Annotated in this window: 10 protein-coding genes; 7 read left to right on the forward strand and 3 right to left on the reverse strand. The window is 69.7% G+C overall.

Translation table 11 applies throughout. The annotated features are described in order from the left end of the window. Positions 1–21: 21 nt before the first annotated feature. Entirely contained in the window at positions 22–1119 is a 1098-nt protein-coding gene (locus ABZS69_RS16755; protein WP_355372473.1) for a prephenate dehydrogenase, read from the reverse strand. A gap of 255 nt (positions 1120–1374) precedes the next feature. Here ABZS69_RS16755 and ABZS69_RS16760 point away from each other — a divergent pair, with 255 nt between their 5' ends. The 3 genes from ABZS69_RS16760 to ABZS69_RS16770 all read left to right on the forward strand — a co-directional run bounded on the left by ABZS69_RS16760 (position 1375) and on the right by ABZS69_RS16770 (position 6438). Beyond that, entirely contained in the window at positions 1375–2958 is a 1584-nt protein-coding gene (locus tag ABZS69_RS16760) for an MBL fold metallo-hydrolase (RefSeq protein ID WP_355372476.1), read from the forward strand. Between the two features lie 64 nt (positions 2959–3022). After that, the gene (hppD, locus tag ABZS69_RS16765; RefSeq protein WP_355372479.1) at positions 3023–4045 is read left to right on the forward strand and encodes a 4-hydroxyphenylpyruvate dioxygenase; all 1023 of its coding nucleotides are present in this window, start codon (positions 3023–3025) and stop codon (positions 4043–4045) included. Further along, entirely contained in the window at positions 4042–6438 is a 2397-nt protein-coding gene (locus tag ABZS69_RS16770) for an aminotransferase class I/II-fold pyridoxal phosphate-dependent enzyme (protein WP_355372482.1), read from the forward strand. Before hppD ends, ABZS69_RS16770 begins: the two co-directional genes overlap by 4 nt. Here ABZS69_RS16770 and ABZS69_RS16775 read toward each other — a convergent pair whose 3' ends face one another. Further along, positions 6439–7242: an alpha/beta fold hydrolase gene (locus tag ABZS69_RS16775; RefSeq protein WP_355372484.1), complete on the reverse strand. Its 804-nt coding sequence runs from the start codon at positions 7240–7242 to the stop codon at positions 6439–6441. A gap of 169 nt (positions 7243–7411) precedes the next feature. On the opposite strand from ABZS69_RS16775, the gene ABZS69_RS16780 reads away from it, so the two are divergent. Then, the gene (locus tag ABZS69_RS16780) at positions 7412–8353 is read left to right on the forward strand and encodes a TauD/TfdA family dioxygenase (RefSeq protein ID WP_355372487.1); all 942 of its coding nucleotides are present in this window, start codon (positions 7412–7414) and stop codon (positions 8351–8353) included. On the opposite strand, the gene ABZS69_RS16785 is transcribed toward ABZS69_RS16780, so the two are convergent. Next, positions 8350–9552: a cytochrome P450 gene (locus ABZS69_RS16785; protein WP_355372491.1), complete on the reverse strand. Its 1203-nt coding sequence runs from the start codon at positions 9550–9552 to the stop codon at positions 8350–8352. The two genes, ABZS69_RS16780 and ABZS69_RS16785, sit on opposite strands and share 4 nt — an antisense overlap. A gap of 220 nt (positions 9553–9772) precedes the next feature. On the opposite strand from ABZS69_RS16785, the gene ABZS69_RS16790 reads away from it, so the two are divergent. From ABZS69_RS16790 to ABZS69_RS16800, 3 genes are all read left to right on the forward strand, one after another. Next, positions 9773–13132, forward strand: coding sequence for an amino acid adenylation domain-containing protein (locus ABZS69_RS16790; RefSeq protein ID WP_355372494.1), 3360 nt, complete (start codon positions 9773–9775; stop codon positions 13130–13132). Positions 13133–13382: 250 nt separating this feature from the next. Then, entirely contained in the window at positions 13383–14654 is a 1272-nt protein-coding gene (locus ABZS69_RS16795) for a Zn-dependent hydrolase (RefSeq protein WP_355372496.1), read from the forward strand. A gap of 68 nt (positions 14655–14722) precedes the next feature. Continuing rightward, a complete protein-coding gene (locus tag ABZS69_RS16800; RefSeq protein WP_355372499.1) occupies positions 14723–15373 on the forward strand; it encodes a TIGR00730 family Rossman fold protein in 651 nt (216 codons plus the stop codon). The last annotated feature ends 390 nt before the right edge of the window (positions 15374–15763 follow it).

Raw genomic sequence — 15763 nt, forward strand, 5'->3', positions numbered from 1 at the left:
CTCTCGGTCCGGCCCCGGCGGCTAGCGCTGCCGCCATCCCTGGCCCCGCAGTGCCTTGCTCAGCGGCGCGGCCAGGCCGGGTGTGACGCTGATGTGGACCAGGCCGGCCGGCTGGCCGGTGGCGTGCTCGATGCGGACGTCCTCGATGTTCACCCCGGCGTGTCCGGCGTCGGCGAACAGGCGGGCCAGCTCGCCTGGCTGGTCCCCGATCACGACGGTGACCAGCTCGAACCGTTCAGGCTGGGCGTCGTGCTTGCCGGAGATGCGGGCGCGTCCCGAGCGGCCGCGGCGCAGGACGTCCTCGACCGCGGTCAGGCCCGCCGCCCGTGCGGCGGCGTCGCCGTCGGCCGCGGCGCGCAGCGCGGCGACCACGCGTTCGAGGTCGGCGCCGAGCTCTTCGAGCAGGCCGGCCACCACCCGGGCGTTGGCGCCCAGGATGTCCAGCCACAGCGCGGGGTCGGCCTCGGCGATCCTGGTCAGGTCCCGCAGCCCGGGTCCGGCCAGGCTCACCTCGCGCTCTCCTGCGCCCTCCATGCGCATGGCGACCAGGCTGGCCACGACGTGCGGCGCGTGCGAGACCAGCGCGACGGCCCGGTCGTGCGCGGCGGCCTGCATGACCACCGGCACCGCGTCGCACAGCGCCACCAGCTCCAGAGCCGTGTTGAGCGTCTCGGTGCCGGTGTCGGCCGTCGGCGTGAGCGCCCACATCCGCCCCTCGAACAGGTCGGCCCTGGCCTTGAGCGGGCCGCTGTGCGCGGCTCCGGCCATCGGATGCCCGCCGATGTAGCGCGAGGTGTCGCAGCCCAGATTGATGGCCTCCTGCTGGGGTTCGGCCTTCACGCTGGCCAGGTCGGTGTGATGGACGGCCACGCCCTCCGCCTGCACCTCCGCCAGCACCCTGGCGACGTGGGGCGGGGGCACCGCCACGACCGCCAGGTCCACGGGCCGCGACGGCGGGAGCTCGGTGCCGGCGCCCAGCGAGGCCGCGGTCCGCGCCGCGCCGGGGTCGACGTCGCGCAGGTGCACGGTCACGGCGTGGGCGCGCAGGGCGAGGGCCACCGAGGTGCCCATCAGTCCTGTGCCGATCACCAAAGCCGAGTGCATAACGGCAGCGCCCATCCCGTCCGGAGAATCGGGCGTCGAGTGCCCGGTCGGTTTCGGACCATAGACGTACGGTGGTGCCGTATTCCACCGCGCGGCCCGCGTATTGCGAAATCGGCGTGCCGTTCTTTTTCGCATTTCCGCGTTCAAGTGCCGCCGCGCGACAGTTGAACAGACGCCTTGCCCGCTCACGCGTGCCCAGGTCATTCTTCGGTTCGCCGGGTGGTGGGTCCATTTTGCAGTTGTCGGGTTCTCCTGGAAGGAGGCGCGCAGATGGCTGATGAGCAGTTGTTTCTGCGGTCGAAAGTCATAGTCGAACCACTGGTGGACAGGTTCTTCGCCTGGCCGCACACCATCGCGCCCGTGCAGGCCGCGATGAATCTGGCGTTTCTCCAGGTGCCGATGCTGGAGTCGTACCTGCAGTCGCCGGCGGTGCACGTGGCGGCCAGCAACAACCCGGAGCTGCGCGGCGGCTACTTCATCAACATCGCCGAGAGCCGCGCCGACGAGGTGCGTGACCTGCTCGCCACGATCCGGCGGGACCGGGCCGACATGCTGCGCTTCGCCGACGCCGTCGTCTCCGGTCAGGAGATCCTGCGCGCGAGCGCGACCGGGTTCGATCTCACGCCGGTCTACCCGAAGCTTCCCGCCGAGCTCGGCGGGCTGGTCGAGCTGGCGTACGACACCGACAACCAGGCGCAGCTGCGCTTCATGGAGCCGCTCGTCTACCGCAGCAACGTCTACGCCGAGGCCCGCCAGTCGGTGCAGCTGTCCTTCGAGACCGGGATCGAGCGCCCGTTCATCCTCAGCACGCCGCGCCTGCCCTCGCCGGACGTGCTCGAGCTGGACATCCCCTTCCGCCACCCCGGCCTGGAGGAGCTGTTCAAGACCCGCGTGCGGTCCACCACGCTGAGCCACCTGCGCGAGGCGCTCGGGCTCGACGACGCCCAGGCGGCGCAGCTGTCGACGATGCTCAGCGACCGCCCCAGCCTGGCCCCCGACCGGCACATCCAGTCCGGCGGCCGGGTGCGGTACTTCGGGCACGCCTGCCTCGTGCTCCAGACGCCCGAGGCCGCCATCGTGACCGACCCGTTCATCAGCGCCGACAGCACGGCGGGTGACCGCTACACGCTGGACGACCTGCCCGACTACATCGACCTGGTGCTGATCACGCACGGGCACCAGGATCACATCGTGCTGGAGACGCTGCTCCAGCTCCGCGGCCGCGTCGGCGCCGTCGTGGTGCCGCGGTCCTCGCGCGGCAACCTGTGCGACCCGTCGATGGCCCTGATGCTCCGGCACCAGGGCTTCCCGGTGGTCGAGGTGGACGACTTCGACGAGGTGCCGTTCCCGGGCGGCAAGGTGACCGCCACGCCGTTCCTCGGCGAGCACTGCGACCTGGACATCCGCGCCAAGTCGACCTACTGGGCGGAGGTGGCCGGCAAGAACGTCTTCATCGGCGCCGACTCCTCCGGCATCGACCCGACGCTCTACCGCTACATCAAGAACCACCTGGGCACGGCGGACCTGGCCTTCCTCGGCATGGAGTGCGACGGCGCGCCGCTCACCTGGCTCTATCAGGCGCTGCTCACCATCCCGATCCCCAAGAAGATGAGCGACTCGCGCAAGCTGTCGGGCTCGAACGCCGAGCAGGCCGCCGCGATCATGACGGAGCTGGGCGCCAAGGAGGCCTACATCTACGCCATGGGCGAGGAGGACTGGCTCGGCCACGTCATGGCCACCACCTACAACGAGGACACGTACCAGATCAAGCAGATCGAGGAGTTCCTCACCTGGTGCGCCGATCGCAACATCAAGGCCGGTCACCTGTTCAAGAAGCAGGAGTGGCGCTGGTAGCCGCCTGACAGCCTGCCCCCGGACATCCCCACGAAGTGGCCATCGGTTCTGCAGGAGGTATCCCATGGCTGTGCAAGACATCTCGTACGTCGAGCTGTACGTGCGCGACAAGATCTCGGCGGTCGACTACTTCGTCACGGCCATGGGCTTCACCCGCGTCGCCGACTCCGTGGAGGTGGACCGGAGCTCCGTGCTGCTGCGGCAGGGCCAGGTGCAACTGGTCGTCACCTCCGGCCACGGGATCTGGAAGTTCCTGGACGACCACGGCGACGGCATCGCCGACCTGGGCATGACCTGCGACGACGTGGCGCGTACCCGCGACGCGGTCGTCGCGGCGGGCGCCGGGCCGGTCAGCGAGGCGCGCGGCAACCCGGTCGTGCCCGGGTTCGGCGGCGTCACCCACACCCTGCACCCGCCCATGGACGACCCGGCCGCGGTGGCGCCCCCCGGACGCAACTGGGTCACCTCCCCGGGCGCGTCCTCCACGTACGAGGGCCGCGTCAGGCTCCTGGACCACGTGGCCGTCTGCGTCGAAGGCGGCCGGCTCGACGAGTACGCCGACTACTACCACGACGCCTTCGGCTTCTCCCGCTACTCCTCCGAGTACGTGGCCGTGGGCGGGCAGGCGATGGACTCCATCGTCGTGCGCAGCGCGTCGGAACGCGTCACGTTCACCCTGGTCGCGCCGGACCCGGCCAAGGACGGCGGGCAGCTCGACGCGTTCCTGGAGCGCAACGGCGGGCCCGGCGTGCAGCACCTGGCCTTCCTCGTGGAGGACATCGTCGCGGCCGTGTACGAGTGCCGCGAGCGCGGCGTCGACTTCCTGACCACCCCCGACTCCTACTACGACCTGCTCGCCGAGCGTTTCGACGGCGGCGAGGCGCAGATCGCCGACCTGCGGAAGGCGCAGGTGCTGGCCGACCACGACGAGTGGGGGCAGCTGCTCCAGCTGTTCAGCCGCTCGCCGTACGAGCGCAACACGCTCTTCTACGAGCTTATCCAGCGGCTGGGCTCGCGCGGATTCGGCAGCGCCAACATCAAGGCCCTGTACGAGGCCGTCCAGCGCGACCGGCTGAGTGCCGGATGACGACCCCGCTGACCCTGGCGGACTACGCCGCCGCCGCGCGGGAGCGGCTCGACCTCGCCGTCTGGGACTTCGTGGAAGGCGGCGCGGGCGGCGAACGCACGCTCTCCGCCAACGTGGCGGCCTTCGACCGGGTACGGCTGCGGCCCCGCGTCCTGACCGGGCTCGGCCTGCCGCACACCAAGACCGAGGTCCTCGGGCGGGTGTGGGCAGCGCCGGTCGGCATCGCGCCCATGGCCTACCACACGCTCGCGCATCCTGAGGGCGAGGTCGCCACGGCGAGGGCCGGTGTGCCGTTCGTGGTGAGCACCTTCGCCGGCCGGACCTTCGAGGACATCGCCGCGGTCGCCGGCGGGCCGCTGTGGCTGCAGGTGTACTGCTTCCGCGACCGCGCCGGCACGCGGCGGCTCGTGGAGCGCGCGGAGCGGGCCGGGTTCGAGGCGCTGGTCCTCACCGCCGACGCGCCCAGGCTCGGCCGCCGGGTTCGCGACCTGCGCAACGGCTTCCGGCTGCCGCCCGGCGTCGAGCCGGCCAACCTCGACGGCACCGGCTTCTCCTCACCCGGCGGGCACGCGCTCGCCGAGTTCGACGCCGCGCTCGACTGGTCCGCCGTCGCGTGGCTGCGCTCGATCAGCTCGCTTCCGGTGCTGGTCAAGGGCGTACTGACCGGCTCCGACGCGGTGCGGGCGATCGAGGCGGGCGCGTGCGGCGTCGTGGTCTCCAACCACGGCGGCAGGCAGCTCGACGGCGCCCCCGCCACGCTCGACGTGCTGCCGGAGGTCGCGGCGGCGGTGTCCGGGCGCGGGGCCGTGCTCCTCGACGGCGGGGTCCGCCGCGGGGGCGACGTCCTGGTGGCGCTGGCCCTGGGGGCCGACGCCGTGCTGCTCGGCCGGCCCGTGCTGCACGGCCTGGCGGCCGGCGGGGCGGACGGGGTGGCGGGCGTCCTCGCCATCGTCACCGAGGAGCTGACGGAGGCCATGCTGCTCACCGGCGTCCCCACGCCCCGCGACGCCGGACCCGCTCTCGTCGGTGCTCCCGCCCAGGTCGCGGTTCAAGCTCCCGAGCAGGCTCCCGTGCCGGTCGCGGGCGCGCCCGCCCCGGCCGTCCAGGCGGGCGGCCGCGTGCTGCGGCGGGAGGACCTGCACGGCAGCCTCAACGACCCGCTGCTCGACACCATGACGTTCCTCAACGAGATCACCCACCGCTACCCGGACGCGATCTCCTTCGCCCCCGGCCGCCCGTACGACGGGTTCTTCGAGACCGAGCACGTCTTCACGCACCTGCGCCGCTACATCCGCCATCTGGAGGACGGCGGCGCCACGCCCGGCCAGGTCCGCTCCGCGCTCTTCCAGTACGGCCCGACCAGCGGCCAGATCCGGGAGCTGATCGCCGCCTCGCTGCGCGCCGAGGAGAACGTGGACGTGCCCGCCGAGGCCATCGTGGTGACCGTCGGCGCCCAGGAGGCGATGCTGCTCGCCGTGCGCGCCCTCATCTCGGGGCCCGAGGACGTGCTGCTCGTCTCCAGCCCCTGCTACGTCGGCATCACCGGCGCGGCCCGCCTGCTCGACGTCACCACGGCCGTGGTGGAGGAGGGCGCGGACGGGCTGCGCTGCGCCGACCTGGAAGCGGCGATCCGCGCAGAGCGGGCCCGCGGCCGCCGCCCCCGCGCCTTCTACGTGGTGCCCGACCACTCGAACCCGTCCGGCGCCACCATGCCCCTGCGCGCGCGGGAGGAACTGCTCGAACTGGCCGCGCGGCACGACATCCTGATCCTGGAGGACAGCCCGTACCGGCTGGTCAGCCCCGGCCGGCAGCTGCCGACGCTGAAGTCCCTCGACCGGGAGCGGCGAGTGGTGCAGCTCGGCTCGTTCGCCAAGACGCTCTTCCCCGGCGCCCGCGTCGGATACGCGGTCGCCGACCAGCCGGTCGCGGGCGGCGGGCTGCTGGCGGACGAGCTGTCCAAGATCAAGAGCATGGTGACGGTGAACACCTCGCCGGTGAGCCAGGCGGTCGTGGCGGGTATGCTGCTGGCCGCGGACGGGCGTACCGCGGAGCTGAACGCCGAGACGGCCGCGTACTACGGCGACGCGATGCGGACCACGCTCCGCGAGCTCGGCGCGTGGTTCCCGGAGGAGGAGCGCGAGGCGCTCGGCGTGAGCTGGAACGAGCCCACCGGCGGCTTCTTCCTGACCGTCCGGGTGCGATTCCGCGTGGACAATGCCGCGCTGGAGCGTTCGGCGGAGGAGTTCGGGGTGATCTGGACGCCGATGTCGTACTTCTACCCGCAGGGTGGCGGCGACCGCAGCCTCCGGCTGTCCGTCAGCTACCTGCCGCACGACCAGATCGCCGACGGGTGCGAGCGGCTGGCCCGGTTCGTCCGGGCGCAGACCGGCTGATCAGTACTTGTCGAGAAACTCGATGACGGCGGCGTTCACCGCGTCGGGACGCTCCAGATTGCCCAGGTGACCGCAGTCGGGGATCTCCACCAGGTCGCAGTCGGGGATGGCGTCGGCCACCTCGGCGACCAGATGCGGCGGGCAGACCAGGTCGTCGGCGAAGGCGATCGCCCGGCACGGCACGCTCACCCGCCGCAGCGCCTCGCGCCGGTCGCCGACGGTGTCCACGCCGAGCTGTCCCTCCGCGCCGCGACCGGTGCCCCCCGTCAGCTCGAAGATCTCCAGCCAGCCGGTGGCGGCCTGGTCGTCGTTCAGCGTCGCCGGCGAGAGCATCTCCAGGACCGTGCGCATCGCCTGGTACGCCGCGGGCAGCTCGATGCCGCTCTCCCGCAGCGCCCGGTCCGCCTTGGACAGCGCCCGCCTGGCCACGTCCGACCGCGACCTGGTGGCGATCAGGACCGCCGAGCGCACCAGCTCGGGGCACTCCAGCGCCAGCTCCTGAGCGATCATGGCGCCCATGGACGTGCCCACGACGCGGCACGGCCCGAGTCCCAGGGCCTTGATCAGTCCTCGGGTGTCGGCCACCATGTCCGCGAGCGAGTAGTCGCCGGGCGGCACGCTCGACGGCGCTATGCCCCGGTTGTCGAACACGATCGTCTCGTACCCGGCCGCGTTGAGCGCCGGCGTCTGATGCATGGTCCAGACGTGACCCGCGGCCCCCGAGCCCATGATCAGCAGCACGGGGTCGCCGGTGCCCGAGCGCTGATAGGAGAGCCGGATCCCGTTGGTGCTCACGAACGGCATGGCGCGCTCCTGGTCGTCGTAGGGATTCGGCTCACCATGACACGCCGCCCTGCGGCCCGTCGAACCCCCGTGCAACTGGCGCGACGCCGCACTTGAACGCCCCTCGCCGGGCCCACCCGCGGACCCGCATACTCGCCCGAGGTGTGACCGATCACGAAGGGGCTACGTCATGAGCGCGCAGAGCGACTGGAGACCGCGGGAAGTCCGGCCCGGCGGCGAGGGAACCGGCGCGGACGGGCTGCGGCACGCGCTGGCCGCGCTGGGCGATTTCGGGGACGTGCTGACGGAGGCCAAGGTCGTGGTGTTCCGCGACTTCCAGGTCGCCGAGCAGGAGCTGGACACCGTGATGGACCTGCTGCTGCCGAACCGGCTGGCGTACACGCACGGCACGTCGCCGCGGACGAAGGTCGCCGCGGGCAACGTGTACACCTCCACCGAATACCCCAGCGAACAGACCATCGCGATGCACAACGAACTGTCCTACAGCCACACCTGGCCCGCACGGCTGCTGTTCTACTGCGCCACCACACCCGGCTCGGGTGGCGCGACGCCCGTCGTGGACGGCGAGCTGTGGCTGGAGTCCCTGGACGAGGAGGTACGCGACGCCTTCGCCGGCGGGATCCGCTACTCCCAGAACCTGCACGACGGGTTCGGCCTGGGCAGGAGCTGGAAGCAGACGTTCGAGACCGACGACCGCGCGGTGGTGGAGGCGTTCCTGGACGCGGGGAGCTTCGACTGGAAGTGGACCGCCGACGGCGGCCTGCGCATGGTCAGCCCCGTCCGGCCAGCCTGGATCAAGCATCCGGCGACGGGGACCGAGGTCTGGTTCAACCAGGCCGACCACTTCCACCCGGCCGCGCTCGGCGACGACGTCGCGCGGGAGCTGGCGCAGATCCTGGCGCCCGAGGAACTGCCGCAGTCCGTCACCTTCGCCGACGGCGGCCCGATCCCCGACGCGTACGTGCGGCATGTGTACGACCGGGGGCTGGAGCTGGCCGTGGACGTGGACTGGCGGCAGGGCGACCTGATGGTGATCGACAACGTCGCCGTGGGTCACGGCCGCCGCCCCTACACGGGCGACCGCCGCGTCCTGGTCGCCATGTCGGACTAGGCGTTCCCCCGCGTCATGGTCACCGGGAGCAGTTCGGGGCCGTTGACCACGATCGAGTCCAGCAGCTTTGGCTCGCCGGCCGGCTCGACGCGTACGGACCTGGCGAGCAGCTCCCCGTACAGCAGCCGCAGTTCGACCCGGGCGAGCACGCTGCCCAGGCAGAAGTGCTCGCCGAAGCCCAGCGACAGATGCCGGTTGGGCTGCCGCCGCACGTCGAACTCGTCCGGGTCGTCGAAGACGCTCTCGTCCCGGTTGGCCGACGGCAGCCAGAACACCACCTTGTCGCCGGCCGCGATCCGCCGGCCGCGGATCTCGGTGGGGCGTGCCGCGGTGCGCATGATGTGCGTGGCGGTGGACGTCCACCGCAGCACCTCCTCGACCGCCGACGGCAGCAGGTCCGGGCTCTCCTCCAGCGCCCGCCACTGGCCGGGGTGCTCCATGAACGACAGCATGCCGCCCGCGGCCGCGATCCGCGTGTTCTCGGTGCCGCCGACCAGCAGGTTGTCGCAGTTGAGGATCACGTCGTCCGGGCTGAGCCGCTCGCCGTCCACCTCGGCCGTGGCCAGCACGCTGACCAGGTCGTCTCCGGGCCGGGCCGCCTTGGCCGCCTGCAGCGTCTCGAAGTAGCCGAGGATCTCCAGGTGGGCGAACCTGCGCGTGAGCGGGTCGCCGGCGCCGAACGCCTGGCTGGTCAGCTGGTACAGGTGCTCCCAGTCGGACTCGGGCACGCCCATCATCTGGCAGATCACGTACAGCGGGACGCGGGCCGCGACGTCCGCGACGAAGTCGACGCCGCCCCGGTCGAGCGCCCGGTCCACCACGCCGCGCGTGATGTCGCGCATCTCCGGCTCCAGCGCGCGGATCGAGCGGACCGCGAACCACTCGTCGACCAGCACCCGCAGCTTGCGGTGCCGCGGCGGGTCCGTCAGCGCCAGCGTGCGCCCGCCCCCCGGGTCCGCCCCGTGCTCTACCGGGCGCAGCAGGATTCCCTGCGCCGAGCTGAAGGTCTCCGCGTCCCGGTACGCGGTGCGCACGTCGTCGTACCGGGTCAGCGACCAGAACCCCGGCAGGTCGGAGGGCGGCTGCCAGTGCACCGGCGCGTTCGCGCGCAGCCAGCGCCATTGCGTGAACGGGTCACCGTGTGAGTAGAGTTCGGGATCCACCAGGTCGATATGCGGCGGCGCTGACATCTCCGGCATGCCGGTGCCTCACATTCTTTTCCTTTTGCGCGGCCGGTGGACCGCGGGACGCCTTACCGTGTCAGGGCCTTTCTCAGCCCGTCAAGCGCGCCTTTTGCGCTGCTCCGGGGCGTACAACTGCGGCAGCGAGGCAGTTGAACGGCAATGTTGATCCCGCGCTCGGCCCTGCGTCATAGTGGGCGGCGCGCAATCCCGAATTGAATTGGCCAGGGATTTGGCTTTGCGTGCGCACGTGCACGGATTTCCGCCCGGAGCAGGCGCCGTCGAATTCTGCGCAACGGTCAGTCTGACGCCGATCGAGAAAGGGGGAGCCGCCTTCATGAGCGACCCAGATCACGGTCCAGGGCAGTTCGAGGGCCGGCCCGCCGGCCAGGTGGGTGCCGGCACAGCCGCACGCGAACCGTTCTCGCTCGTAAAGCGCAAGGATCGGGCCAAACTGCCGCATGCGGTTTCGGATGCCTATCCCATGTCCACGCTGCAGCTGGGCATCGTCTACCACACGCTGTCAGGCGGAGACGAACCGCCTTATCTGAATGCCTGCAGTCTGCGCGTCCGCGGAGTCGGGCTCGACCTGGAGCTGTTCGATCAGGCCGTCCAGGACGTGGTGGACAGGCATGCCGTCTTGCGGACCTCCTTCGACCTGACCACCTGCGGTGAGGCGATGCAACTCGTTCACGCGGTGGCGACGGTGCAGCGCGAGGTTCACGATCTACGTGGCGTGCCCGAGCAGGAGCGAGAGCGGCAGCTCCGCGCCGCGCTTCGCGCTGAGGGGCGTCGGCCGTTCGATCTCGCCGAGGCACCCCTCCTGCGCTGCGTGCTGCACCGCTGGGCGGAGGATGAGTTCCAGTGGACCGTCGTGTACCACCAGGCGATTCTCGACAGGGAGAGCCTGCATAGGGTGCTCGGCGAGATGCTGGGCCGTTACGCGGACCTCCTCGCCGATCCGGGGGCCGCGACCTCCGCTCCGCCTGCCGAGGTTTTCGCGGAGTTCATCTCGTCGGAGCGGGCGGCCATCGGCTGCGCGGAGCACGGCGGGCGCTGGCGGGATCACCTCTCCGGCTACACCCTCAAGCCCTTGCCGGCGGCGGCTGCCCCGGCCTCCGCGGCGACAAGCGACGGCGACGCCACCGCGTACCGGTCGATCGAGTCGCCCGTCCCGGACGGAATCACCGCCGCACTGCGAGAACTGAGCGGTGAAGCGGGCGTGCCGGTCGAAGACGTCCTGCTGGCGGCGCACCTGAAAGTGATGAGCCTGCTGACCGGCGACAACGACGTCGCCACGGGAGTGGCCATGCGTCCACTCCATGAGGGCCCTTCCGCCCACGCCGCCGGAGGCGTCTTCCTGAACGTCCTGCCGCTCCGGGTGGACGTGTCTGGAGGACGATGGCTGGATCTGGTTCGGCGGGTGTCCGGCCGCGGAAAGGCCATGCTCCCGTACTGTCGATACCCGCTCTCCCGAATTACGTCGGACCTGGGCGGCGCCGAGCTGGTCGACTCCATGTTTGAATATGCCTCGTCAGGCACTGACGCCGCCGTTGACGTTTCGATCACACATCGGATCGAGCCCAACAACTTCACGCTCTCGACGCGGTTCATCCGGAACTCCCGGTCCGGGCGGTTGTCCTTGGCGCTGGATTATCAGGCCGCCAGGCTGGACGACGCACAGGCGATGCTGATCCGCGACTATTACTTCGCGACGTTGACCGCCATGGCCGAGCCGGACGGTCTGCCTGACGCCTTTTCGCCGCTGAGCGCCGCGGAGAGAAAGCGCATGCTGGTGGACTGGAACGGGCCGACCCGCGACCTTTCGCGTCGGGGATGCGTGCACGAGCTCGTCGAGCAGCAGGTCGTCAAGACTCCGGACGCGCTCGCGGTGCTGAGCGACGAAGCCGAGCTCAGTTATGCCGAGCTCAATGCCAGGGCGAATCGGCTGGCCAGGGAGCTGCGCGACCTCGGGGCCGGACCGGAGTCCGTGGTCGGCGTATATGCCGAGCGGGACGCGGACATGATCGTCACCTTGCTCGGCGTGCTCAAGTCCGGTGCCGCCTACCTGCCGCTGGACCCCGGCTACCCGGAAGAACGGCTCCGATTTCTGCTCGACGACGCCCAGGCCCGCCTCATCGTCACCAAAGCGAAATTCGCGGCGCAGCTTCCGAAGGGGGACTGGCGGGTTCTGTGCACCGACACGCGGGCCGCGGACATTCTTCGTCATCCCGCTCATGACCTCAGCCCGCTGAGCACGCCCGACAACCTGGCGTACGTCATGTACACGTCTGGATCGACCGGCCAGCCGAAGGGCGTCCAGGTTCCGCATTCCGGCGTGGTCAACTATCTGAACTGGTGTGTCGAGGCGTACGCGAGCCGGGGAAACGGCGGGGCACCGGTGTTCTCCTCTTTCTCCTTCGACATGATCGTGCCCAACATGTACACCCCGCTGATCATGGGTGAGCGCGTCTGCATGCTGCCGGAGACGCTGCCGGTCCACGAACTCGGATCCCGCCTGGAGCGGCTGGCGCCGTTCAATTTCATCAAGATGACCCCGGGCCACCTGGACCTTCTTTCGGAATCGCTCGGACGGGCCGCGGCCAGGAACCTCGCCGGCACCCTCGTCGTCGGTGCGGACGCCTTTCCCAGCCGCAATCTTGCCCACTGGCGGCGGCTGGACCCCGACACGGTCGTCCTCAATGAGTACGGCCCGACAGAGGCCTCGGTGGGCAACTGCGTCTTCCATACCCAGGGCCGCGTCGAGCGCGATCTGCTGCCCATCGGGCGTGCCATTACGAACACCACCATGTACGTGCTGGACTCGGCGATGAATCCCGTGCCGGTGGGCGTCACGGGAGAGCTCTTCATCGGCGGGGACTGCGTGGTGCGTGGCTACGCCGGCCGACCGGCGCTGACGGCGAGCTGCTTCCTGCCGGATCCTTTCGTCAGCGACCGCCCCGGCGCCCGGATGTATCGCACCGGCGATCTGGGCAGATGGCTGCCGGATGGAAATCTCGAATTCCTGGGCAGGGTCGACGATCAGGTGAAGCTGAACGGCTACCGGGTCGAGCTGGGCGAGGTCGAGTCCGTGCTGGCCGAGCACCCGTCCGTCGCGCAGTCCGTGGCCGCGATTCTCGGCAAGGACTCCCAGCGCCGGCTGGTCGGCTACTACGTGCCCCGCGCAGAGGTGAGCGCCGAGGAACTCATGGCGTATCTCGCCGACCGGGTGCCCCACTATCTGATGCCGTCGGTGCTGCACGCCATAGACGCCGTACCGCTCAACGCGAACGGAAAGGTCGATCGCAAGCTGCTGCCCGACCCCCGGGAGCGGCGAGGGCAGGCGGCGACCACGTTCATCTCCCCCCGCACCCCCATGGAGCTGGCGCTCGCCGGCATCTGGGAGGACCTGCTCGGGGTGGAGCCGGTGGGCGTGGAGGACAACTTCGCAGCCCTGGGCGGTGACTCGATCCTGGCCACCAGAATGGTCTTCAGGATAAAGAAAGACCTCGGTCTCGACCTCGCGACCGCAGATATACAGAACAGTCGCGACCTGGCGGAGCTGGCAGATCGTCTGACCTTCTCGGCGGCTCGGTGAGGGGGTGGCAGCCTGTGGACATGCGCTTTATGGCTGTGCTAGTAAAGATATGTGGCAGCCGAAATTAATTCGGATTCGCTGATGCCGGCGAAATGGGCCGCATAGCCGAAGGGCTCTCCGCCGCGAAGAGGCGGGCCGATCACCAAGTATCACCTTTCGCAACTCCGCCGCGAGGTCGACCTCCGTGACCGACTGAAAGTGGCCGCCTTCGCCCACCGAAACAGGTTAGTGGGTAATTATGAGAGACAGAGTGACGACGCGTTCCGGCCGGGCCATGCGGGTCGCCGGCGATCGATTACTGGCCAACATACAAAGCCTCGCCAAGATAGGCGCCACGGCCGATGGCGGCGTCACCAGGCTCGCCTTCACCGCGGAGGACGCCCGTGGGCGAGAGCTGGTTCGCGACCTCATGATCGAAGCAGGGCTTGAGACCCGCATCGACAGCGCGGCGAACATCATCGGATACAGGCCAGGGGAGCGTCAGGACCTACCTGCTCTCATGCTCGGGTCTCATATCGACACGGTGCCCAACGGGGGCACCCTGGACGGTGCGTACGGAGTCCTGGCAGCCATAGAAGTCGCCCGCGCGCTCAACGATCACGACACCCCGATGTCCCACCCCCTGGCCATCGTGGCCTTCAACAACGAGGAAGGCGCGTTCGGCACCCGCGGCATGTGGGGGGCGCACGCGTTGGTAGGGGCCCTCGACGACGCTGATCTGGCCGCGGTGGACGATCGCGGCAGACCCGTGGCAGATCTGCTCTTCGAGATGGGCGGCGACGCCGGTCAGATCGACCGGGCCGGGTGGAGCGCGGACAGGGTGGCGGCCTATCTCGAGCTGCATATCGAACAAGGGCCGGTGCTCGAGAGCCGGAACGTCGCGATCGGGGTGGTGGAGGCCATCACGGGCCGGTCAACCCTCGACATCTCGGTACGCGGGAAGGCCTCGCACGCCGGGACCACGCCGATGGAGCTACGCCAGGACGCACTCGTGGCAGCGGCGCAAGTGATACTCGCGGTGCGTGACCTCGCCTACCCGGACGGGCCGGTGCGGGTCGCCACCGTCGGCTCGCTCTCGTTGGCCCCGAACGCCTGGAATGTCGTACCTGGGGCCGTCACGATGCAGGCGGACCTGCGAGACGTATCCGACGTGGCCATGCGGCAGGCGATCTCACGTCTCCGGGGCGAAGTCCTGGAAATCGCCATGAGAACCGGTACGGCGATCGAAGTGGAGAGCCAGCGCGGCGTGACCGCGGTGTCCTGCGACCCGGGTCTGCGAGACGTCATCGTGGAGGCGAGCGAGAGCCTGGACCTGAGCCACTTGTCCCTTCCCAGCGGCGCCGGCCACGACGCGCAGGTCATCGGGCGCATAGCGCCGATAGGCATGATCTTCGTGCCCAGTAAGGGCGGTGTCAGCCATACACCGGAGGAGTGCAGCGCCGAGGACGATCTGATAGCGGGCGCGAACGTGCTCTTGCAGTCCGTGCTCACCTATGACGAAAGATACGGCGGGACATTCTGATCTCCAGACTTTGGACCGGCCCGCTGACGGGACTACAGGGACTCATCAGACTCGTTTTGGAGAAAAGTATGTCGAGCAGCCCCCCTCAGGGAAAAGCCATCGCCGTCTTCTGCGGCGCTCGCGCGGGCGTCCAAGCGAAATACCTTCAGGTAGCCGAGAAGTTCGGCGAGGCATTGGTGCGACGAGGCGCGGGGCTGGTCTACGGTGCCTCCGGCGTCGGAATCATGGGGGCGGTCGCCGGCGCCGTCTCCACGGCCGGCGGATCCGTGACAGGTGTGATTCCGCACCACCTGTATGAGCGGGAGAAGCCGGAGCTCGCGTGCGGCAACATCTACGTGGTCCGGTCCATGCATGAGAGGAAAGCGCTCATGTATGAGCTGTCCATGGGGTTCGCGGTTCTTCCCGGCGGGCTCGGCACGTTGGACGAGTTGATGGAGGTCGCCACCTGGAACCAGCTTCGCATCCATGAGAAACCCATCGTCCTCCTCAATCAAGGAGGCTTTTTCGACCCGCTGAACGCCATGCTCGATCACGTGGTCGCCGAGGGCTTTCTCACGCAGGACGAACGCTCCGCCATCCGCGTCACGACCGATATCGAACACGCCCTGGACTGGCTCGGGCTGCCCAGCGCACCAGTACCGATGGCTCTGCCGGCCGATGCACCGGCCCCACTGCAAGAGAGCCTGGCGGAGTTGGAGTCGGCGCAGCCGGCTGTATGACGGCGGCCGCGGTGAGCGTCGGCCGCCGCTGAGGTCGTCGTACCGTGCCGGCGACCAGAACCCCGGCAGGCCGGAGGGCGGCTGCCGGCGCGATTGATATGCGGCGGCGCTGACATCTCCGCTATGTCTGCGCCGCACATTCTTTTCCCTTTCCGTGTCAGGGCCTTTCTCGGCGCGCGCCTTTTGCGCTGCTCAGGGGCGTACAACTGCGGCGGCGAAGCAGTTGAACGGCAATGTTGATCCCGCGCTCGGCCCTGAGCCATAGTGGGCGCGCGCAATCCCGAATTGAATTGGCTTTGCGCGCGCACGTGCACGGATTTCCGCCCGGAGAAGGCTTGGCGCGGGGCCGCCCGTCCAGCCGGCGTGTCGAACGAATTGGGGTGCTCGGGA

The organism is Nonomuraea sp. NPDC005650 (assembly GCF_040605375.1).
Taxonomy (GTDB): domain Bacteria; phylum Actinomycetota; class Actinomycetes; order Streptosporangiales; family Streptosporangiaceae; genus Nonomuraea.